The 20,168-nt window shown below is 51.1% G+C and carries 19 protein-coding genes, 2 tRNA genes and 6 pseudogenes; 13 read left to right on the plus strand and 14 right to left on the minus strand.

Annotation, left to right across the window (positions count from 1 at the left end):
• Positions 1-196 precede the first annotated feature (196 nt).
• Together rph and pyrE are read left to right on the plus strand one after the other, a co-directional pair.
• Positions 197-934 (plus strand): ribonuclease PH, encoded by a 738-nt coding sequence (rph, locus tag ACD630_RS24870; protein WP_430360987.1) that lies wholly within the window; start codon positions 197-199, stop codon positions 932-934.
• A gap of 134 nt (positions 935-1,068) precedes the next feature.
• The gene (gene pyrE / locus ACD630_RS24875; protein ID WP_430361282.1) at positions 1,069-1,716 is read left to right on the plus strand and encodes an orotate phosphoribosyltransferase; all 648 of its coding nucleotides are present in this window, start codon (positions 1,069-1,071) and stop codon (positions 1,714-1,716) included.
• A gap of 104 nt (positions 1,717-1,820) precedes the next feature.
• On the opposite strand, the gene slmA is transcribed toward pyrE, so the two are convergent.
• The 3 genes from slmA to coaBC form a co-directional block, all read right to left on the minus strand.
• Positions 1,821-2,417: a nucleoid occlusion factor SlmA gene (slmA, locus tag ACD630_RS24880; protein WP_430360988.1), complete on the minus strand. Its 597-nt coding sequence runs from the start codon at positions 2,415-2,417 to the stop codon at positions 1,821-1,823.
• A 136-nt stretch (positions 2,418-2,553) separates the two neighbouring features.
• Entirely contained in the window at positions 2,554-3,012 is a 459-nt protein-coding gene (dut, locus tag ACD630_RS24885; RefSeq protein WP_430360989.1) for a dUTP diphosphatase, read from the minus strand.
• On the minus strand, positions 2,981-4,222 hold the full coding sequence (gene coaBC, locus ACD630_RS24890; protein ID WP_430361283.1) for a bifunctional phosphopantothenoylcysteine decarboxylase/phosphopantothenate--cysteine ligase CoaBC: 1,242 nt from the start codon (positions 4,220-4,222) through the stop codon (positions 2,981-2,983). Before coaBC ends, dut begins: the two co-directional genes overlap by 32 nt.
• A gap of 164 nt (positions 4,223-4,386) precedes the next feature.
• On the opposite strand from coaBC, the pseudogene ACD630_RS24895 reads away from it, so the two are divergent.
• Positions 4,387-4,584: pseudogene (locus tag ACD630_RS24895) on the plus strand (UPF0758 domain-containing protein); the annotation flags it as partial.
• A gap of 105 nt (positions 4,585-4,689) precedes the next feature.
• Positions 4,690-5,013 (plus strand): annotated as a pseudogene (locus ACD630_RS24900) (JAB domain-containing protein); the annotation flags it as partial.
• Between the two features lie 12 nt (positions 5,014-5,025).
• Here the strand turns inward: ACD630_RS24900 and ACD630_RS24905 are convergent.
• Entirely contained in the window at positions 5,026-5,850 is an 825-nt protein-coding gene (locus ACD630_RS24905) for an IS630 family transposase (RefSeq protein WP_430360990.1), read from the minus strand.
• Positions 5,851-5,884: 34 nt separating this feature from the next.
• Between ACD630_RS24905 and ACD630_RS24910 the strand changes: the two genes are divergently transcribed.
• The 5 genes and pseudogenes from ACD630_RS24910 to ACD630_RS24930 all read left to right on the plus strand — a co-directional run.
• Entirely contained in the window at positions 5,885-5,941 is a 57-nt protein-coding gene (locus tag ACD630_RS24910) for a JAB domain-containing protein (protein WP_430361284.1), read from the plus strand.
• Positions 5,928-6,095 (plus strand): annotated as a pseudogene (locus tag ACD630_RS24915) (JAB domain-containing protein); the annotation flags it as partial. The gene ACD630_RS24910 and the pseudogene ACD630_RS24915, both read left to right, overlap by 14 nt.
• 238 nt (positions 6,096-6,333) lie before the next feature.
• Positions 6,334-6,570, plus strand: a complete 237-nt coding sequence (rpmB, locus tag ACD630_RS24920; RefSeq protein WP_195314938.1) for a 50S ribosomal protein L28 — start codon at positions 6,334-6,336, stop codon at positions 6,568-6,570.
• An 11-nt stretch (positions 6,571-6,581) separates the two neighbouring features.
• On the plus strand, positions 6,582-6,749 hold the full coding sequence (rpmG, locus tag ACD630_RS24925; RefSeq protein WP_026738454.1) for a 50S ribosomal protein L33: 168 nt from the start codon (positions 6,582-6,584) through the stop codon (positions 6,747-6,749).
• A 63-nt stretch (positions 6,750-6,812) separates the two neighbouring features.
• Positions 6,813-7,127 (plus strand): annotated as a pseudogene (locus ACD630_RS24930) (DNA-formamidopyrimidine glycosylase family protein); the annotation flags it as partial.
• Positions 7,128-7,142: 15 nt separating this feature from the next.
• Here the strand turns inward: ACD630_RS24930 and ACD630_RS24935 are convergent.
• Positions 7,143-7,679 (minus strand): annotated as a pseudogene (locus tag ACD630_RS24935) (IS630 family transposase).
• Positions 7,680-7,702: 23 nt separating this feature from the next.
• On the opposite strand from ACD630_RS24935, the gene ACD630_RS24940 reads away from it, so the two are divergent.
• A complete protein-coding gene (locus tag ACD630_RS24940; RefSeq protein ID WP_430360991.1) occupies positions 7,703-8,626 on the plus strand; it encodes an IS5 family transposase in 924 nt (307 codons plus the stop codon).
• A 327-nt stretch (positions 8,627-8,953) separates the two neighbouring features.
• Here the strand turns inward: ACD630_RS24940 and glpD are convergent, their stop codons facing one another.
• The 8 genes and pseudogenes from glpD to orn form a co-directional block, all read right to left on the minus strand.
• Positions 8,954-10,453: a glycerol-3-phosphate dehydrogenase gene (glpD, locus tag ACD630_RS24945; RefSeq protein ID WP_430360992.1), complete on the minus strand. Its 1,500-nt coding sequence runs from the start codon at positions 10,451-10,453 to the stop codon at positions 8,954-8,956.
• On the minus strand, positions 10,429-10,746 hold the full coding sequence (locus ACD630_RS24950) for a hypothetical protein (RefSeq protein WP_430360993.1): 318 nt from the start codon (positions 10,744-10,746) through the stop codon (positions 10,429-10,431). Before ACD630_RS24950 ends, glpD begins: the two co-directional genes overlap by 25 nt.
• A 33-nt stretch (positions 10,747-10,779) precedes the next feature.
• The gene (locus ACD630_RS24955) at positions 10,780-11,307 is read right to left on the minus strand and encodes an IS630 family transposase (protein ID WP_430361285.1); all 528 of its coding nucleotides are present in this window, start codon (positions 11,305-11,307) and stop codon (positions 10,780-10,782) included.
• Positions 11,220-11,687, minus strand: a pseudogene (locus ACD630_RS24960) (IS630 transposase-related protein). The gene ACD630_RS24955 and the pseudogene ACD630_RS24960 overlap by 88 nt, the downstream one beginning before the upstream one ends.
• A gap of 28 nt (positions 11,688-11,715) precedes the next feature.
• On the minus strand, positions 11,716-12,096 hold the full coding sequence (locus tag ACD630_RS24965; protein ID WP_430360994.1) for an AAA family ATPase: 381 nt from the start codon (positions 12,094-12,096) through the stop codon (positions 11,716-11,718).
• A gap of 79 nt (positions 12,097-12,175) precedes the next feature.
• Positions 12,176-12,251: transfer RNA gene (locus ACD630_RS24970), tRNA-Gly, on the minus strand.
• An 82-nt stretch (positions 12,252-12,333) separates the two neighbouring features.
• Positions 12,334-12,406, minus strand: a tRNA-Gly gene (locus ACD630_RS24975).
• 175 nt (positions 12,407-12,581) lie between these two features.
• On the minus strand, positions 12,582-13,142 hold the full coding sequence (gene orn, locus ACD630_RS24980; protein ID WP_430360995.1) for an oligoribonuclease: 561 nt from the start codon (positions 13,140-13,142) through the stop codon (positions 12,582-12,584).
• A 130-nt stretch (positions 13,143-13,272) separates the two neighbouring features.
• Between orn and rsgA the strand changes: the two genes are divergently transcribed.
• The 3 genes from rsgA to mscM all read left to right on the plus strand — a co-directional run bounded on the left by rsgA (position 13,273) and on the right by mscM (position 18,714).
• Positions 13,273-14,328: a small ribosomal subunit biogenesis GTPase RsgA gene (gene rsgA / locus ACD630_RS24985; RefSeq protein ID WP_430360996.1), complete on the plus strand. Its 1,056-nt coding sequence runs from the start codon at positions 13,273-13,275 to the stop codon at positions 14,326-14,328.
• 69 nt (positions 14,329-14,397) lie between these two features.
• Complete coding sequence (asd, locus tag ACD630_RS24990) at positions 14,398-15,351, plus strand: archaetidylserine decarboxylase (protein WP_430360997.1); 954 nt, start codon at positions 14,398-14,400, stop codon at positions 15,349-15,351.
• Between the two features lie 45 nt (positions 15,352-15,396).
• Positions 15,397-18,714 (plus strand): miniconductance mechanosensitive channel MscM, encoded by a 3,318-nt coding sequence (gene mscM, locus ACD630_RS24995; protein ID WP_430361286.1) that lies wholly within the window; start codon positions 15,397-15,399, stop codon positions 18,712-18,714.
• 76 nt (positions 18,715-18,790) lie between these two features.
• On the opposite strand, the gene epmA is transcribed toward mscM, so the two are convergent.
• Positions 18,791-19,768: an elongation factor P--(R)-beta-lysine ligase gene (gene epmA / locus ACD630_RS25000; RefSeq protein ID WP_430360998.1), complete on the minus strand. Its 978-nt coding sequence runs from the start codon at positions 19,766-19,768 to the stop codon at positions 18,791-18,793.
• Positions 19,769-20,168: the final 400 nt, after the last annotated feature.

Raw genomic sequence — 20,168 nt, forward strand, 5'->3', positions numbered from 1 at the left:
ATACCTATGGCTTGAGGGCCTTGTTATAAGAGGGCCAGTTGGTGATTTTAAAATTTTGTTTTGCCATGGAGACCTGATTTTGAAACAACTGTGTTGATCTGCTCCGATGATTACCCAAAAGTTCTATTTATTCAACAAAGCCGTCCGAAGGCCGTATAATGTGCGCCAATCAATAGAGCATAACTCGGAGAATCTCATGCGTCCGTCAGGCCGAAGTGCACAACAGGTGCGTCCCATCACGCTAACGCGTGGCTATACCAAGCATGCGGAAGGTTCCGTGTTAGTGGCGTTCGGCGACACGAAAGTGCTGTGTAACGCGACGGTAGAAGAAGGCGTGCCGCGCTTCCTGAAAGGGCAGGGGAAAGGCTGGGTGACCGCTGAATACGGCATGCTGCCGCGTGCGACCCATAGCCGCAATGCGCGTGAAGCCGCTAAGGGAAAACAGGGCGGAAGAACGCTGGAAATCCAGCGCCTTATCGCGCGTTCTCTGCGCGCTGCCGTTGATCTGGAAAAGCTCGGTGAATACACCATCACGCTGGATTGCGATGTGTTGCAGGCTGATGGTGGCACGCGCACTGCTTCTATTACCGGCGCTTGTGTGGCACTGGCGGATGCGTTCAACCGCATGGTGGCAAAAGGCCAGCTCAAAGCCAGCCCGCTCAAGGGCATGCTAGCGGCGGTTTCCGTGGGGATCGTTGCCGGTGAGGCCGTGTGCGATCTTGAGTACGTGGAAGACTCTGCGGCGGAAACGGACATGAACGTGGTCATGACCGAAGATGGCCGCATGATTGAGGTGCAAGGTACCGCCGAAGGCGAGCCGTTCAGTCACGAAGAGCTGTTGGCGCTGCTCGCTCTGGCGCGTGCTGGCATTGATACTATTGTCGAGGCGCAGAAAGCAGCGTTGACGCAAGCTCCAGTCGCGGACTTCAAGTAAGCATGACTGGCATAAACCGCCTGTCATTTCATCAGCCGTTGCCTGGCAGCGGCGTTAGCGACCTCGGCGTCGCTTTTTTTATGGCTGGTGTTCCAACCATAACCATACTCACCGTGATACGAGGAGATGCAGTAATGAAAGCCTATCAGCGCCAATTTATTGAATTCGCGCTTAGCAAGCAGGTATTAAAATTCGGCGAATTCACATTGAAATCCGGGCGTGTCAGCCCCTATTTCTTCAATGCCGGGTTGTTCAATACCGGGCGCGACCTGGCACTTTTGGGCCGTTTTTATGCTGAAGCGTTGGTGGATGCCAGTATTACCTTTGATGTGCTGTTCGGGCCCGCTTACAAAGGGATTCCGATCGCCACGACCACCGCGGTGGCGCTGGCTGAACACCACGAAACCGATGTGCCTTACTGCTTTAACCGTAAAGAAGCCAAAGATCATGGTGAAGGAGGCAATCTGGTCGGCAGCGCGCTGCAAGGCCGTATCATGCTGGTTGATGATGTGATTACCGCAGGTACTGCCATTCGTGAATCCATGGGCATTATCGCAGCAAATGGCGCGACGCTCGCCGGGGTGTTGATTGCACTGGATCGCCAAGAGCGAGGTACAGGAGCCATTTCTGCCATTCAGGAAGTGGAACGCAATTATCAGTGTCAAGTGATTTCCATCATTGCGCTGCAAGATCTGATCAGCTTTTTGGCAGAAAAACCAGAGATGGCCGTGCATCTGGATGCGGTGAAGGCCTATCGCGATCGGTATGGTATTACTGCGTAGTCACCTGTGCATAAGCGCTGATGTTGCCTGAGAGATTTCTGGCCAGCCTGTTGCTGTGTGAACAGGCCTTGGTGCAGAGGCTCTTAGGAAAAAGCGGGGCGATGTTAATAGAGTTGGGCGGCAAGCAGTGGCCAACGTGTCTCAAAATCCTGTGTAGGCCGAAAGCGAAATTCTGAGCGAACATAGCGTGACAGCATCCCTTCGCAGAAGGCGAGCAGTTGGCTGGCAAGCAGTGACTCGTCATGGGTAAGGGCTTTCCCCTCTCGCAGTTTGTGTTCGCGCAACACCTGCTTAAGCTGCGATTCAATGCGTTCAAACAGCTGATTGATGCGTCCTTGCAGACGATCCTGTTCGAACATCAGCGCATGGCCGGTCAGGATGCGCGTCAGGCCGGGGTTGCGTTCAGCAAAACTCAACATGAGCAACAAAATCAACCGCACACGTTGGAACGTATCTTTCTCATCTTGCAGAATCAGATTGATACGTGTTGTCAGCGAATCCTCAATAAACTCGATAAGGCTGTCAAACATCCGTGTTTTGCTGGGAAAGTGCCGATAGAGTGCGGCTTCGGAAACCCCGACCATTGCGGCAAGCTTTGCGGTAGTGATGCGTTGGCTGCCATCGCTGGATTCCAGCATTTGTGCCAACGCTTGCAAGATTTCCTCGCGACGATTCCTTTTCGTATTCTCTTTCTCTGCCATGTCAGAAAAGACCCTTGATCAAAAAGAAGCTGACAACCATTTAGAATTATTTAGGGTAATGACCTGAATAAACACAACAAAGACACGCGATTGACCGCGTGTCCAAGGCGTAATGCAGGGTATACCTATTTTCGGATCAACGACGACCAGAATGGCCGAAACCGCCTTCTCCCCGCTCTGTTCCTACAAAATCATCGACAATGTTGAATTCAGCCTGAACAACGGGAACAAACACCATCTGTGCAAGGCGTTCACCGGGCTCGATAGTGAAGGCTTGCTGGCTACGGTTCCAAACGGAAACCATCAGTTGTCCCTGATAATCAGAGTCGATAAGCCCAACCAAATTACCTAATACCACACCGTGCTTATGCCCCAACCCTGAGCGGGGGAGAATAACAGCAGCCAGGCTGGGATCGGCGATATGGATAGCGATACCCGTTGGCACCAGTATCGTCTCCCCTGCGGCTAGCGCGATCCCTTCATCAGTACAAGCTCGAAGGTCAAGGCCGGCCGAGCCTGTGGTGGCATAGGTCGGTAACGGAAACTGTTGACCAATGCGTGCATCAAGAATTTTTACGTCGATTTTTTTCATCATAGCGGTGGACAATCTCATCGATTAAATGTTGGCCAAGGAGGCGCTTTTCGCACAGAGGTAAACGGGTGTCACCCTCCGGCCAAAACAGCTGCAACGCGTTGGTGTCACTGTTGAATCCCTGCCCTGAAAGGGAAACATCATTTGCGCAAATCAGATCCAGATTTTTACGCGTCAATTTTTGACGCGCGTATTCTTCCACATTCTGGGTTTCGGCAGCAAATCCAACGACGAATGGGCGAGACGCTGACATGGCTGCAACCCCTGCAATAATATCTGGGTTTTTAACCAGTGTGATACTGATTTCATCGCCCTGTTTTTTTATCTTGTCGCTGGCTATCTGTTTAGCCCGGTAATCAGCCACGGCGGCACAGCCGATGACAATCTGCTGTGCCGCATGAGACATCACCGCCTGCTGCATGTCCAACGCGCTGGTCACGTCAATGCGCCGAACGCCTGCGGGTGTTGGTAATGACACGGGCCCGGCGACCAGCGTCACGTGAGCGCCACGCTCCGCCGCCGCTTGCGCGATGGCAAATCCCATCTTGCCCGAACTGTGATTGGTGATGAAACGTACAGGATCAAGCGCCTCACGCGTGGGTCCCGCGGTGATCATAATATTGAGATGTTGCAGATCGTTGACGCGCGTAAAATAGCCTTCGGCAAGCTCAACGATCGCCGACGGATCAATCATTCTACCAGGACCCACATCACCGCAGGCCTGACTGCCGCTATCGGGGCCCCAAACCAGGCCAGCGCGCCGTGCCAACGTGGCAAGATTATCCTGTGTTGGCGTCGCGCGATACATCTGCTGATTCATGGCAGGTGCAATAGCGACGGGGGCAGCCGTTGCCAGACAAAGCGTGGTAAGCAGATCGTTGGCCATGCCAGCGGCTAAACGTGCGATCACATCCGCCGTTGCGGGCGCAAGAATAACTAGGTCAGCCCATTTTCCCAGCTCAATGTGCCCCATTGACGCTTCGGCAGCAGGATCGAGCAGATCGTCTGATACTGGGTATCCTGAAACTGCCTGAAGCGTGAGCGGTGTAATAAATGCCTTCGCGGCAGGAGTCATTACCACGCGAACTTCTGCGCCGCGATCGCGTAGACGCCTGACAATTTCTGGGCACTTGTAAGCGGCAATACCGCCGCTGATGCCGAGCACGATTTTTTTACCGGAGAGCCCGGGCTGATTGGAAAATCCCGTCATCATCTTTGTCCGATTAACGCCTAAGAGGAAACATTTTATCATAACCTTGCCGGATGAGCGGAATCTTGCTCGCGTTTGTCTATGCTCATCAGGCTTTGTTGCAGGTGCCTTGTGTGCAGTTATGCAGGGGCTCGCTTGCGTTCTCGCCTCGCTACCGTGAGCCTGCCATGATAGAGCAACGATGGAAAGGAGGCATAACGGTGTGGATTGACGATCAGGCTCCGCGTGAAAAGCTTATTACCTCGGAGGCCGAAGCGCTTACGGATGTGGAGCTGTTGGCTATCTTTCTGCGCACTGGGTTGCCGGGGGTTCACGTGATGGCATTGTCGGAGCAGCTGCTGCATCATTTTGGTTCCCTTTATAGCCAACCGACATTATTTTGATAACAGCCAGCTATGCTTTTTTTTGATAACAGCCAGCTATGCTTTTTTGCCGCATATCAGGGTATCTGTTGTAATCATTTTTAAGTCGGTTGGCTATACCATGTCATGATGGCCGAGCAACAAACATTTTGCGCCGTGAAAGGGATGGGGGTGGTTAAATTTGTGCAATTTCAGGCGGTAGCGGAGCTAGCGCGGTGGCTGTACGCCACGCGCTTGGTGAAGGAAAAAGCGATGCTGAATCCCGATCTGACCCTACAGTACCTGCAATCGGCGTTGGCACATCAGGCGCGAGAAATTTTTACCGTGCTGTTTCTTGATAATCAGCACCGCGTGATTCGACATCAAGAGATGTTTGCAGGTACGATTGCCAGCGTCGAGGTACACCCGAGAGAAATTGTGCGTGAAGCGTTATAGCCAAGCGACTTAATTTTGATTACACCATATGGACTGAGAACAAAATCTCTGTATCGCAACCACTCTCTCTTTTTTTGCTTGTGCCCATTTATGCTCAATGGGGTTAAGATCTGGCGAATATGTAGGCAAATACTCCAGCATACACCCTGCATCGATGATGACTTGTTGAATATTATGTTTTTTGTGAAAAGTTGCATTGTCCATCACGATTACCCTGTTTTTAGGGAGTACTGGGATAAGGACTTGTGTGACCCAGGAATAGAAAACATCGCTGTTAATATTGATATCAAATAATCCGATAGCAAACAGCGTTGTGCCTAATAAAGCGCCGATAACATTTGTTCTTCCCTTGGCTCCCCCGTTCTTCAGGCCAAAACACCGTTGACCTTTTGGGGAATAGCCGTGAGTCCGTGGGGTATCGTGTGGAAAACCACTTTCATCAATAAAAACAATAGATTTACCTTCTTTTTCATACTGTTGTATTTTTTGTTGAAATGCTTGGCGGGCGCTTTCGTCGGCTTTCGGATGACGTAGCGTTTTTTTATAGGTCAATCCCAGCTTTTTAAGAGCTTGCCAAATGGCCTTCTGACAAACGCCAAAACGCTCTGCACGTTCTTTTTGGTAAGCATCTGGATATGGTTCAACATCTTTTATCAACTCGGATTTATCGCTCTTTCGCTGACGCGTGGTCGATGCTTTTGACGCTATTTGATTAATCCAACGCGATACAGAGGCAGGGCCAATCCGAAATTGCTTCGCTGTTTCTCGGATACTCAACCCTTCTTCTTCCCGTGTAGATATCACTTTATGTCTAAAATCAATTGAATAGCTCATTTAAATAATGTAATCAAAATTAAGTCGTTTAGCTATAAAAACCAATGCGGCTGCGCTCATTCTGGCGCATAATCACCCTTCTGGCGCATAATCACCCTTCCGGGGATGCAGAGCAGAGTAGCGCCGATCGCATGATAACGACGCATATTATTCAGGCATGTGCATTGATGGACATTCGTGTCCTCGATCACCTGGTAATTGGGCGTGGTGAGTACGTATCATTTGCCGAGCGAGGCTGGATTTAGCATATTTTCCGCGATCCTTAGAGATCTTTCGCTGCTCTGGACTTGAGCACATCCGCGCTAGAGCGTATACTACGCCACCTTTGAGAATCTTGGGTGTGGCGTTAAGAGCCTATCTCAGCAGGTTTACCCTGATGACAGTATCTTTACTTGTAAAGCTGCTGAGATGGGCTCTAAAGCCTGACGAGGCGGCCAACATCCTCTACGAAGCTCGAGCTGATTTGATTTTTGGAGAATAGACATGTCCCGAGTCTGCCAAGTTACTGGCAAGCGTCCGGTGACCGGTAATAACCGTTCCCACGCACTGAATGCGACCAAACGCCGTTTTCTGCCGAACCTGCATTCCCATCGTTTCTGGGTTGAAGGCGAAAAACGCTTTGTAACGCTGCGTGTATCTGCTAAAGGTATGCGTGTTATCGATAAGAAGGGTATCGAAGCGGTCTTGGCCGATCTGCGTACCCGTGGTGAAAAGTACTAAGGAACTAAATCATGGCTAAAGGTGTTCGCGAGAAGATCAAGCTGGTTTCTTCTGCCGGTACTGGTCATTACTACACGACGACGAAGAACAAGCGCACTAAGCCGGAAAAACTGGAACTGAAGAAATTCGATCCGGTTGTCCGTCAGCATGTGATCTATAAAGAAGCTAAAATCAAGTAATTTTAGTGGACTTATTAAAAACCCGGCCAAGGCCGGGTTTTTTTATGCTACGTTAGCCGCGGGATATCACCCTATCTTGTCGGACACACCATACTGCACGTTGACGTGCGTAATCCCCGCTTGCGTTGGCCGGTGTCCAGCGAGATCCTTGCGTTGAGTGAACAGCCTATTTTGAGCATAGCGCGTCGGGCAAAATATAGCCAACCGACTTAAAAATGATTACAACAGATGCCCTGATATGCGGCAAAAAAGCATAGCTGGCTGTTATCAAAATAATGTCGGTTGGCTCTATACCTGCTGTTTGCGCTACCCGGCGGCTGGATTATTGTGCATTTGGGCATGTCTGGCAGCTTGCGCATTCTGCCGGAATATAGCCAAGCGACTTAATTTTGATTACACCATATGGACTGAGAACAAAATCTCTGTATCGCAACCACTCTCTCTTTTTTTGCTTTTTGCTTGTGCCCATTTATGCTCAATGGGGTTAAGATCTGGCGAATATGTAGGCAAATACTCCACCATATACCCTGCATCGATGATGACTTGTTGAATATTATGTTTTTTGTGAAAAGTTGCATTGTCCATCACGATTACACTGTTTTTAGGGAGTACTGGGATAAGGACTTGTGTGACCTAGGAATAGAAAACATCGCTGTTAATATTGATATCAAATAATCCTATAGCAAACAGCGTTGTACCTAATAAAGCGCCGATAACATTTGTTCTTCCCTTGGCTACCCAGTTCTTCAGGCCAAAACACCGTTGACCTTTTGGGGAATAGCCGTGAGTCCGTGGGGTATCGTGTGGAAAACCACTTTCATCAATAAAAACAATAGGTTTGCCTTCTTTTTCATACTGTTGTATTTTTTGTTGAAATGGGCTTTGTTGAATAAATAGAATTTTTGGGTAATCATCGGAGCAGATCAACACAGTTGTTTCAAAATCAGCTCTCCATGGCAAAACAAAATTTTAAAATCACCAACTGGCCCTCTTATAACAAGGCCCTCAAGCAGTGCGGTTCTCTAACCGTATGGCTAGATGAATCAGCCATTGCTGCATGGACGGAAAAAAACACTACTGAACGGCGTGGACGACCGCTCCACTACTCAGATATGACCATCACCACAGTCCTGATGATGAAACGCGTGTTTGGCCTTTCATTGAGGGCTTTACAGGGCTTTGGTGACTCGATTTTTAAACTGATTAAATTGTCGCTGCATTGTCCAGACTATTCGCTGCTCAGCAAGCGAGCAAAGACAGTGAACATCAGCATAAAAACGCCAACCCCTGGTGAAATCTCACATCTGGTCATTGATGGAACCGGCCTGAAGGTCTTTGGCGAAGGCGAATGGAAAGTCCGGCAGCATGGTGCCGACAGACGCAGGGTATGGCGTAAGTTGCACCTGGCAGTAGACAGTGTGACGCATGAGATTATCTGTGCGGATTTGTCGCTCAGTGGTACGACTGATGCCCAAGCTCTACCGGCGCTGATAAACCAGACCCACCGGAAAATCAGAGAGGCATCGGCTGACGGCGCTTACGATACAGTTTACTGCTATGATGCTCTGCTGAGGAAGAAAATAAGGCCGCTTATCCTGCCACAAAGGGGGGCGCAATATTGGCAAGATCGCTACCACGAGCGTAACCACGCTGTTGCAAATCAGCGCATTAGCGGTAGTAACGCTATCTGGAAAAAGAAAGTGGGCTATCACCGGCGCTCAGTGGCTGAAACGGCCATGTTCCGGTTCAAAAGGCTTCTGGGTGGTCATCTAAGTCTGAGAGACTACGATGCTCAGGTGGGTGAAGCCATGGCCATGGTCAAAGCGCTTAACCTGATCACGCTATTAGGAATGCCGAACAGCATTCGCATCACATAACAATCGACCCGTATGGGGCGCAGTCGTTACAAGTTCTGATTTATTCAACAAAGCCTGATCACGGGTATAAATAACATTGTGCGCAATGTTTATTAGCATTCGTTTATTATTTACTGTTACTTGCCCGGTTTATTTTCTTGAGATGAGGCTGCTTTGATTTGCGCCTGTGAGAGCTGATTAGCGCGAAGCGGGGAAAAATGATTAACCATATTTTTTATATGGGTAATGGGCGTTGTATCCCGCGAAATGTTAACCTTTCTTTTGTGTAAAAAACGAACAGGTTACCTTTCGGTAACCTGTCGTTGGAGGTGCGGTCTGGCAGGAAAATTATTGTGCGGCAACCTTGGATTGGCGATAGGCACTTAGCCAGTCAGCGACGCGCTGTTTCTGCTCATCATTCAGCCACATGCCCAGCTTGGTACGACGCCAGATGGCATCCTCCACGCTGACAACCCACTCTTTGTCGGCCAGGTAGCGCAATTCCGCTTCATAGAGATCGTGTCCGAAGTTTTCGCCGAGGTCATGAATGCCCGTGGCGTTCGTCAGGATCAGCTCGCTGTGGGAGCCGTAGGTGCGGGCATAGCGACGCGCCAGCGATTCCGGCAGATTGAAGCGATGGCGCAGCGCAGCAGCGTATTCGTCGCGCGTACCGGCCAAATCGCCGCCGGGCAGTACCGCATTTTGCGTCCAGGCCTGACCGCTGTGAGGATAGTATTTTGCCAGCTTCTCCATCGCGTGTTCTGCCAGCTTGCGGTAGGTGGTCAGCTTGCCGCCAAATACCGACAGCAAAGGCGCTTTGCCGTGTTCATCCGCCACTGACAGCGTGTAATCACGGGTAATGGCCTGCGGAGAATCTGACTCGTCATCGCACAGCGGGCGCACGCCGGAATAGGTCCATACGATATCGTCTCGTGTCAGCGTCTTTTTGAAGTGATCGTTGTAGACATCCAGCAAGTAGGCCGTTTCTTTGTCGTCGATCTTCACCTCATGAGGATCGCCGTGGTATTCCACGTCGGTGGTGCCGATGATCGAGAACTCATCCTGCCACGGAATCACAAACACAATGCGGTTATCTTTGTTTTGCAGAATGTAGGACTGCGGTTCGTCGTGTACGCGAGGCACAACGATGTGGCTACCTTTGATCAGACGAATGCCATAAGGGGATTTCAGCTCCAGCCCGTGATCGAAGAACTCTTTCACCCAAGGACCCGTGGCGTTGACCAGTCCTTTCGCCTGCCAAGTATGTGTTTCTCCGGTCACGCTGTCGACGACATCGATGATCCACAGATCGCCTTCGCGACACGCCCGCGTCACTTTGGTGCGGGTACGCACTTCGCCACCGCGTTTCACTACTTCCTGCGCGTTCAACACCACCAGACGCGCATCGTCGACCCAGCAGTCGGAATATTCGAAACCGCGCGTTAATTCGGGTTTCAGCACCGAGTCTTTGCCGAATTTCAGGCCGTGGCTGGCGGGCAGGCTGACGCGTTTGCCCAGGTTGTCATACATAAACAGCCCGATACGAATCATCCAAGCTGGTCTCAGGTGCGACTGATGGGGCAAACGGAAGCGCATTGGGAAGATGATGTGCGGTGCCATCTTCAGCAATTTTTCACGCTCGGAGAGCGCTTCGCTCACCAAACGAAACTCGTAATGTTCCAAGTAGCGCAGGCCGCCGTGGATCAATTTTGAACTGGCAGAGGAGGTGGCGCTAGCAAGATCCTGTGCTTCCAACAGCAGCACAGACAAGCCACGCCCAGCGGCATCGGCTGCAATGCCTGCGCCGTTGATGCCCCCACCGATCACGATAAGGTCTTTGGTTTCCACGCGTTCTCCTCCGTGTCCAAAAAAAGGTCAAAATGTTCGTTTTCGAACATTATCATAATCGAAAACAAACACCACAGCCAAGGATTAACCAAATAAAAACATTTAGGCGTGATGCAGATAACATATTGTTGAAGGTTGTCACATAAAGTATAGCCAAGCGACATTATTTTGATAACAATTAGCTGTATTTTTTGCCACATATCAGGGCATTGGCTGTAATCATTTTTAAGTCGGTTGGCTATATAGGGGATTTGTGCGAGGAAGGGCGCGTAATTGGCAGAGAATACGGCCATTTCTCGCGTTGGCAAGGAATGGCCGTCAAGGCGTTATTTTTGCCCGTAGTAGGCGTTCGGACCGTGTTTACGATTAAAATGCTTGTGCTGCAACGCACTATAGCAAAGCGACTTAATTTTGATTACACCATATGGACTGAGAACAAAATCTCTGTATCGCAACCACTCTCTTTTTTTGCTTTTTGCTTGTGCCCATTTATGCTCAATGGGGTTAAGATCTGGCGAATATGTAGGCAAATACTCCACCATATACCCTGCATCGATGATGACTTGTTGAATATTATGTTTTTTGTGAAAAGTTGCATTGTCCATCACGATTACACTGTTTTTAGGGAGTACTGGGATAAGGACTTGTGTGACCCAGGAATAGAAAACATCGCTGTTAATATTGGTATCAAATAATCCGATAGCAAACAGCGTTGTGCCTAATAAAGCGCCGATAACATTTGTTCTTCCCTTGGCTCCCCCGTTCTTCAGGCCAAAACACCGTTGACCTTTTGGGGAATAGCCGTGAGTCCGTGGGGTATCGTGTGGAAAAGCACTTTCATCAATAAAAACAATAGGTTTGCCTTATTTTTCATACTGTTGTATTTTTTGTTGAAATGCTTGCCGGGCGCTTTCGTCGGCTTTCGGATGACGTAGCGTTTTTTATAGGTCAATCCCAGCTTTTTAAGAGCTTGCCAAATGGCCTTCTGACAAACGCCAAAACGCTCTGCACGTTCTTTTTGGTAAGCATCTGGATATGGTTCAACATCTTTTATCAACTCGGATTTATCGATCTTTCACTGACGCGTGGTCGATGCTTTTGACGCTATTTGATTAATCCAATGCGATACAGAGGCAGGGCCAATCCGAAATTGCTTCGCTGTTTCTCGGATACTCAACCCTGCTTCTTCCCGTGTAGATATCACTTTACGTCTAAAATCAATTGAATAGCTCATTTAAATAATGTAATCAAAATTAAATCGTTTAGCTATAGATCTCAAGCCAGGGGGGAACAAGAAACACGCGTGAGTGATAACGATAGCGTGACGCGAGCGCGGTAAGCAGCGGTTCACCGGTAACTGCCTGAAGTGCTGCCGCCGCATCGATTAACCCGCGATCAAAAAATACCCATGACTGACTTTGATCGTTCGCCAGAGCATAGTCATTCGCTGCAAGCGTTATCGCCCGACGTAAAAATGCTTCCATGTTCTTCCACGGCACAGCATCACCGCTCGAAGACATTGCTTCGCGCACGATGCGTTGGCCGGGCTCTTCAACAACGGTATAGCCACGCCGGTGCAACTCTACCAGCAGCGTGGTTTTGCCACCGCCAGAACACCCGGAAAGGATAACGAAACGATCCACAGTGCGCCTCATAGGCAATATGAAACATGAAAAAATAATGAGGGAAAACAGAATATAATGAGACAAACAGAAGAGAAATTGGAGCGGGAAACGAGACTCGAACTCGTGACCCCGACCTTGGCAAGGTCGTGCTCTACCAACTGAGCTATTCCCGCTTAGGAAGGCCACACTAACAAGCGCTAATGTGAAAACCGATCGTGAAGCTGGTTACTTAAACTTTCACGCCGGAAAGTTTTGAGCGGGAAACGAGACTCGAACTCGCGACCCAGACCTTGGCAAGGTCGTGCTCTACCAGCTGAGCTATTCCCGCAGGAATAACCATCTTCACTCGCACCACAACTCGCACCACAAATTCTATTGCTGTACGGGGTGCGAATTATACGAGAAACCGTTGCCGCCGCAAGCCCCTTACCACGAAAAAATGACTGACTGCCGATAAAAACAGCAATTTCGCCATCGGTCGAGCAAAAAACCGCCCATAACGGCTACAGACGGATAAAATGCTCGCGGTAGTAAACCAGCTCTGCCACAGAGTCACGAATATCGTCCATCGCCTGATGCGTACCCTGTTTTTTCAGCCCGCCCATAATCTCGGGTTTCCAACGGCGCGCCAGCTCTTTCAGCGTGCTGACATCCAGATAACGGTAGTGAAAATAGGCTTCAAGCGCAGGCATATAACGAAACAGGAAACGGCGATCCTGACCAATGCTGTTACCGCAAATCGGAGATTTCCCAGCAGGCACCCACTGCTGCAAAAAAGCAATGGTTTCTGCTTCAGCCGCGCGTTCATCATAGGCACTGGCTTTAACTCGTTCTGTCAGGCCGCTGGCACCGTGGGTACGCACGTTCCAGTCATCCATCAGCGCTAATTGGGCATCGGATTGGTGTACTGCGATCGTCGGTCCCTCGGCCAACACATTAAGATTGGCATCGGTTACCAGCGTTGCGATTTCAATAATGCGATCCTGCTCCGGGTCCAGCCCCGTCATTTCCAAGTCTATCCAAATAAGATTGTTTTCACTTACCTGACTATTTTCAACGGACATACATTTACTTCCTTTTCCAACCATCCCCAGAGAAGCGGGAATAACAGGCATCAGTTAATTAAAATCAAATAGCGTGTATTATAGTCTCTTCAGCCATTGTGGGTGATAACCACAGTTCAAGCGAGGCTCAGTGAGCAAAAATAAACTGTCCAAAGGACAGCAACGTCGAGTTACAGTGAACCACCAACGTCGTCTTAAGCACAGAGAAAGCAAAATCGAGTGGAATGACAACCAGTTGGAAGAGCCGCAAGAAGGTATCATTATCAGCCGTTTTGGTATGCATGCGGATGTGGAAGCGCAGGATGGTATTATCCACCGGTGTAATATTCGTCGTACCATCAAATCTCTGGTCACTGGCGATCGCGTGGTGTGGCGTGCCGGTAAAGAGACGCAGGCCGGGATCAGCGGTATCGTTGAGGCGGTGCACCCGCGCGAGTCGGTGCTGACACGCCCGGACTTTTATGACGGCGTTAAACCTATCGCCGCCAATATCGATCAGGTGGTGATCGCTTCCGCGATTTTGCCTGAGCTGTCACTGAACATCATTGACCGCTATCTGGTGGCCTGCGAAACCCTGGAGGTCGCCCCCCTGATTGTGCTGAACAAAATCGACCTGCTGGATGATGAAGGCCGCGCGTTTGTCGATGGGCTGATGGACATTTATCGTGCGCTGCACTATCCGGTCATCATGGTATCAAGCCACACGCAGCAAGGGATGGAGACGCTGGAGCATGCCTTAACGGACAGGATCAGCATTTTTGCCGGCCAATCTGGGGTGGGAAAATCCAGCTTGCTGAACGCATTACTCTACCCTGACGCCGCCAAGATTCTGGTCAACGACGTGTCCGATGTGTCTGGTCTGGGCCAACACACCACCACAGCGGCCCGGTTGTATCACTTCCCACACGGTGGCCATGTGATTGATTCCCCCGGCGTGCGTGAATTTGGCTTGTGGCATCTGGAGCCGGAGCAAGTTACACAGGGCTTTATCGATTTCCGGCCCTACCTCGGTACCTGTAAATTCCGCGATTGCCGCCACGATAACGATCCCGGTTGTGCGCTACGCGCTGCCGTGGAGCGCGGCGACATAGCCGAAGAGCGTTTCGATAACTATCACCGTATTCTGGAGAGCATGGCGCAGGTAAAAACGCGTAAAACCTTCTCTGATTCTGATACGGACCGCTGACTTTTACCGCATCCATCGCTACAATGTGCCCCTTTTTAGATGGGCGCATAAAAACCTAAGGGGCTCACTGTGCTGGATAAACTGAAAATCGCCTTACAACACTGGCTACCGAAAATCGCACTGACGCGGTTAGCAGGCTGGAGTGCAGACAAGCAGGCCGACAGGCTTACCAAAGGGGTTATCGATCTTTTCGTTCGCTACTACAAAGTGAACATGCAGGAAGCGCAGTACCCGGATACCGCTGCCTACCGGACGTTCAATGACTTTTTCGTGCGCCCGCTGCGTCCAGACGTGCGTCCGATTGATCCGCACGCACACCGCGTGGTGCAGCCGGCTGATGGCGTATTATCGCAAATGGGCCCCATTGTCGGCGGTAAGTTGATTCAGGCCAAAGGCCACGACTACTCGCTGGAAGCGCTGCTGGCAGGCAATTACGTGATGGCCGATCGCTTTCGCGATGGCCTGTTCGCCACTACCTACCTCTCGCCGCGCGATTACCACAGAGTGCATATGCCTTGCGACGGCGTGCTGCGTGAAATGATCTACGTACCGGGCGACCTGTTTTCCGTCAATCTGTTTACCGCTGACAACGTACCCAATCTTTTTGCCCGCAACGAGCGCGTTATCTGCCTGTTTGATACCGACTTTGGCCCGATGGTACAAATTCTGGTGGGTGCGACTATTGTCGGCAGCATTGAGACCGTCTGGTCTGGCACCGTGACGCCGCCACGCGAAGGCATCATCAAGCGTTGGACCTATCCTGCGGCGGGTGAGCAAGCTGCCATCGCCCTGCAAAAAGGCGAGGAAATGGGCCGTTTCAAATTGGGCTCTACGGTAATCAATCTGTTTGCGCCCAATACGCTTCAGTTTGCCGCGCACCTTAATCCGCTGAGTGTTACCCGTGTGGGCGAACCCTTTGCAGAAGCAAAAATGGTGGATTCCACAGAAGAAGCCCCCGTTGCCGCAGAATCTGTGCCGGATGCGACGGACCATGGCGATGACGCAATGCACCACACGCCTTAAGTAACCTGTATGGCAGCGAACCTGCGTGAGAGAGGGAGAACCATCGTGCGTCAACTCGTGATTTTCTTTGCTGCTGTTTTGCTCTCTGTCACCGCGCTGGCAGCCCCGGTGCCTAACGAGGCGCTGGTGCGCCAACAGTTGGAACAGGCTGAAGCCAATAAAAACACCCCCGATCAGGCTGATATCGTCGAACAGTTTCGTCTTGCGTTAAACATCTTGCAGGAACGCAAAGAGTCACTGGCACGCACAGTGCAATATCAACACGTTATTGACGATTTTCCCAAACTGACGCAGGAATTGCGCCGCCTGCTGGCGGCTGAAGAAAATAAAACCACCGCCATTAGCGACAAACTCTCGGTTGTCGATTTGGAGCAAAAAGTGGTGCAAACCAGCAGCCAACTGCTGGATCAATCACGCCAACTGCAACAGGAACGAGAGCGACTGCGTGAAGTGATCGATTCTCTGGCCCAACTGCCGCAGCAGCAAACCGAAGCCAGCCGAGTATTAAACGAAATTGATCGTCAAATCCAATCGTTAGGCAATCCGGTCACACCGCTGGTCCAGGCTCAGTTAGTGTTATTGCAAGCCCAGCAGGCGTTGCGCCAAAGCCGAGTTGATGAACTGGAACTTGCCCAACTTTCCGCCAGTAATCGCCAGGAGCTCTCCCGCTTACGCGTGGAACTCTACCAGTTGCGCCATGACAGGCTGGATCAACAACTACAAGCATTACGTTCCAGCATCAACAAATTACGCCAGCGTGAAGCGGAGAAAGTGCTCGAACGCACCGAGCAGCTGGTGGAACGCGGTGATGATTTGCCCGCGGTCATCAGCGAACAACTACAGCTTAACCGCGAACTGTCTCAGGAACTCAATCAGCAGGCACAGCATCTTGATTTGATCGCCTCACAGCAGCGTCAGGCAACCACCCAAACGCAGCAAGTGCGGCAAGCACTCAGCACGTTGCGTGAGCAAGCGCAGTGGATTGGGGCATCTACCGTACTGGGGGAAGCACTGCGCGCGCAGGTGGCACGCCTGCCGGACATGCCGCAACTGCAACGGCTGGACACCGACATGGCCCAGTTGCGCGTACAACGGTTACGCTATGAAAACCTGCTCAGTGCTGCCCGCACCTCAGAACGCCCGAGACAAGAGAACTGCACGCCCAACAGTAACAGTCAGCAATGCGTGCTTGGCGATCAGATTCGTACCCAGCGTGACTTACTCACATCGCTGATTTCCGGCACCGATGCGCAGATCCTTGAACTGACCAAGCTCAAAGTGACGACCAGCCAACTGGAAGAAGCGCTGCTGGAAATCCGCGAGGCGGTTCACCGCTATCTGTTCTGGGTTGCCGATGTGAATCCGATTTCCTTTGCCTTCCCGGTACAGGTGGTGCAGGCGCTTTACCATCTGCTCTCGCTGGATACCTTTACTCAGCTCAGCAGCGCCGTCATCATGGTGGTGACCAGTCGGGAAACCGAGTTCCCGCTGATGGGCGCGCTGATTTTAGTCGGCTTCGGCATCAGTTCGCGCCGTCACTACAACGCCTTTTTAGAGCGCGCCAGCAGCCGTATCGGCAAAGTTACCCTCGATCATTTTTCGCTGACGCTGCGTACTCTATTCTATTCGCTACTGATTGCGCTCCCGCTGCCCGTACTGTGGGCCGCATTGGGGTACGGCTTGCAAAACGCCTGGCCCTACCCCATCGCCGTCGCGATCGGTGACAGCGTGACCGCCACCGTCCCGCTGATGTGGCTGGTGATGGTCAGCGCCTCCTTCGCCCATTCGAATGGGTTGTTTATTGCCCACTTACGCTGGTCACCCGAGCGCGTCGCACGCGCCATGCGCTACTACCGATTGTCGATCGCCTTTATTGTTCCGCTGATCATGGCGATCATCACGTTTGAAAACCTCAACGAACGCGAGTTTTCCAGCACGCTGGGGCGACTGTGCTTTATTTTGCTGTGTCTGGCGTTGAGTCTGGTGACCACCAGCCTGAAACGAGCCGGTATTCCGCTCTACCTGAACAAGGAAGGCTCAGGAGAAAACACCATCAACCGTGCGCTGTGGAACCTGATGATCAGTGCGCCCCTGATTGCGGCGCTGGCATCGGGTGTTGGCTATCTGGCCACGTCGAAAGCCTTGCTGGCGCGGTTGGAAACCTCGGTCGCCATCTGGTTCTTCCTGCTGGTGGTTTACCACGTCATACGGCGCTGGATGCTGATCCAACGCCGACGCATCGCGTTTGATAGGGCCAAACAGCGGCGCGCCGAAATATTGGCGCAGCGTGCCCGCGGTGAAGAAGAGTCGGGTATCTTAGTGGAAACCACCTCAGACACCATCGAAGAGCCAGTGGTCGATCTGGATACCATCAGCGCCAAATCGCTGCAGCTGGTGCGATCCATTCTGACGCTGATCGCACTGGTGTCAGTGATTGTCCTGTGGTCAGAAATCCACTCCGCATTCAGCTTTTTAGAAAACATTAATCTGTGGGAAGTTACCAGTACGGTGAAAGGGGTCGATAAGGTACAGCCGATTACCCTTGGAGCGGTGCTAATTTCGATTCTGATTTTCAGCATCACGACGCAGGTGGTGCGCAACCTGCCCGCGCTGCTTGAGCTGGCATTGCTTCAGCACCTCGATCTCTCCCCCGGTTCTGGCTATGCCATTATCACCGTCAGCAAATACATGCTGATGCTGATTGGCTGCCTGGTGGGGTTCTCGTTTATTGGGATTGAATGGTCACAACTCCAGTGGCTGGTTGCGGCCCTGACCGTAGGCCTTGGCTTTGGTTTGCAGGAGATCTTCGCCAACTTTATCTCCGGCCTGATAATTCTGTTTGAAAAACCGATCCGCATTGGCGACACCGTGACCATTCGCGATCTCACCGGCAGCATTATGCGCATCAATACCCGAGCCACCACAATTACCGATTGGGACAGAAAAGAGATCATCGTGCCCAACAAGGCCTTTATCACCGAACAGTTTATCAACTGGTCGCTGTCGGATTCGGTGACGCGCGTGGTGCTGACCATTCCAGCGCCAGTCGATGCCGATAGCCAAAAAGTGACCGAACTGTTGCTCAATGCGGTGAAACGCTGCCCGTTGGTATTGGAAAACCCACCGCCAGAAGCCTTTCTGGTGGATTTACGTCAGGGTATCCAGATTTTCGAATTGCGTATCTTTGCCGCAGAAATGGGGCATCGCATGCCGCTGCGTCATGAGATTCACCAGTTGATTCTGGAAGCCTACCGCGAGAACAACATGGAGATGCCGTTCCCACCGTTCCAAGTGCAGATGAGTTCCGTGCGTATTGATGGACGCAGCCCAAGTTCAGCCAACCGGCCGGAAGGTGGGTTGTAACAGGCAGATAGCCTCAGAGAGAACCAAACACGCGGTGCCGTTCCTCCGCTGACGCGGAGGAACGGTGATTTGATGATTACGAACGCCCGACGGTGAAGGCCATCACCTCACCAATGGTTTCCGCTTTTAACGCCAGCATAATCAGACGATCCACCCCTAACGCGACGCCAGAACAGGCAGGCATTCCCTGTTTCAACGCCGCCAGCAGATATTCATCAATCGGTTGCTGAGAAAGCCCGTTAGCGGCACGTTTGCGGTTATCCTGCTCAAAACGTTGGCGCTGCTCATCGCTGTCCGTCAATTCGCGAAAACCGTTTGCCAGCTCAATACCTTTGAAATAGGCCTCGAAGCGCTCCGCCACCCGGTGATCTTCAGAGCTGATTTCAGCCAGCGAAGCCTGTGATGCCGGGAAGTGATACACAAAGGCTGGTTTGTCGTGCCCAATGTGCGGTTCCACGCCGAAGGTAAATAGCATTTGCAACAGCGTGTCACGATCCTCTTCACGGCTGGCGAGATCGCCCATGCCGAGCTTATCCGCCGCTTCTCGCAATTGCGCCTTATCCGCAGAAAGCGGGTCCACGTCAAGATGACGCTGAAAAGCCTGCTGATATGAGAGACGCTCTGCGCTTTCACACTCCAGTACTTGCTGTAATAAATCGTCCACTTCGTCCATCAAGCGATACATATCGTAGTGGGGGCGATACCACTCAAGCATAGTGAACTCGGGATTATGGTATCGTCCAGACTCTTCATTACGGAAACTACGGCACAGTTGAAAGACAGGCCCGCTGCCTGCGGCAAGCAAGCGCTTCATATGGTATTCAGGGCTGGTCATCAGGTAGAGCGTCATCCCTTCAGATACGCCTGGTCCGACAAAACGCGTCTGGAACGGGACCATATGTACATCCGTCACCGTTGCCTGACTCATGGCCGGTGTTTCCACTTCCAATACGCCGCGATCGGAGAAAAATCGTCGAATTTCTGAGACGATGGCTGCACGTTTCAATAAGTTTTCAATGGTGGCGGTGGGCTGCCAGAGTGTGCCTTCGCACATGTTTCTTTACTCCTAACGCAAACAGGGGATGCAGTCTACCCGTATATTCGCCTGCAAACAATTCAACGCCGCTACAATCACGCCCTGTCTCTCCCGCTGTTTCTCGTGCTCAGGTTTCCCTACTGCATAGGCCTTTTGATACCGATATCCAGAACATTATGTTCAATTACCGTGAGCCAGCTCCTTATTAAAGAAATAAAAGTGTTATTTATCCGACAATAGCGTTAACCATCATGCTGTTATTGCCAGAATCAAAACACAATAAAAAAAACAAAATGCTGGATCACATCAAATTTCACCTACTCATAATTCGGTATAATCATTTTCACCCAAAAAATATAGGGTTAGCTATTCTTAATATGTATCCGCGAATTGCTTTAAATATCGATGAATTACAGAA

This window comes from Symbiopectobacterium sp. RP (assembly GCF_050472005.1).
Lineage (GTDB): Bacteria > Pseudomonadota > Gammaproteobacteria > Enterobacterales > Enterobacteriaceae > Symbiopectobacterium.

Coding starts and splice junctions, on each gene's coding strand:
- rph (WP_430360987.1), top strand. CDS start 197: ATGCGTCCGTCAGGCCGAAGTGCACAACAGGTGCGTCCCATCACGCTA.
- pyrE (WP_430361282.1), top strand. CDS start 1,069: ATGAAAGCCTATCAGCGCCAATTTATTGAATTCGCGCTTAGCAAGCAG.
- slmA (WP_430360988.1), bottom strand. CDS start 2,417: ATGGCAGAGAAAGAGAATACGAAAAGGAATCGTCGCGAGGAAATCTTG.
- dut (WP_430360989.1), bottom strand. CDS start 3,012: ATGATGAAAAAAATCGACGTAAAAATTCTTGATGCACGCATTGGTCAA.
- coaBC (WP_430361283.1), bottom strand. CDS start 4,222: ATGATGACGGGATTTTCCAATCAGCCCGGGCTCTCCGGTAAAAAAATC.
- ACD630_RS24905 (WP_430360990.1), bottom strand. CDS start 5,850: ATGAGCTATTCAATTGATTTTAGACATAAAGTGATATCTACACGGGAA.
- rpmB (WP_195314938.1), top strand. CDS start 6,334: ATGTCCCGAGTCTGCCAAGTTACTGGCAAGCGTCCGGTGACCGGTAAT.
- rpmG (WP_026738454.1), top strand. CDS start 6,582: ATGGCTAAAGGTGTTCGCGAGAAGATCAAGCTGGTTTCTTCTGCCGGT.
- ACD630_RS24940 (WP_430360991.1), top strand. CDS start 7,703: ATGGCAAAACAAAATTTTAAAATCACCAACTGGCCCTCTTATAACAAG.
- ACD630_RS24950 (WP_430360993.1), bottom strand. CDS start 10,746: ATGGCCGTATTCTCTGCCAATTACGCGCCCTTCCTCGCACAAATCCCC.
- orn (WP_430360995.1), bottom strand. CDS start 13,142: ATGTCCGTTGAAAATAGTCAGGTAAGTGAAAACAATCTTATTTGGATA.
- epmA (WP_430360998.1), bottom strand. CDS start 19,768: ATGTGCGAAGGCACACTCTGGCAGCCCACCGCCACCATTGAAAACTTA.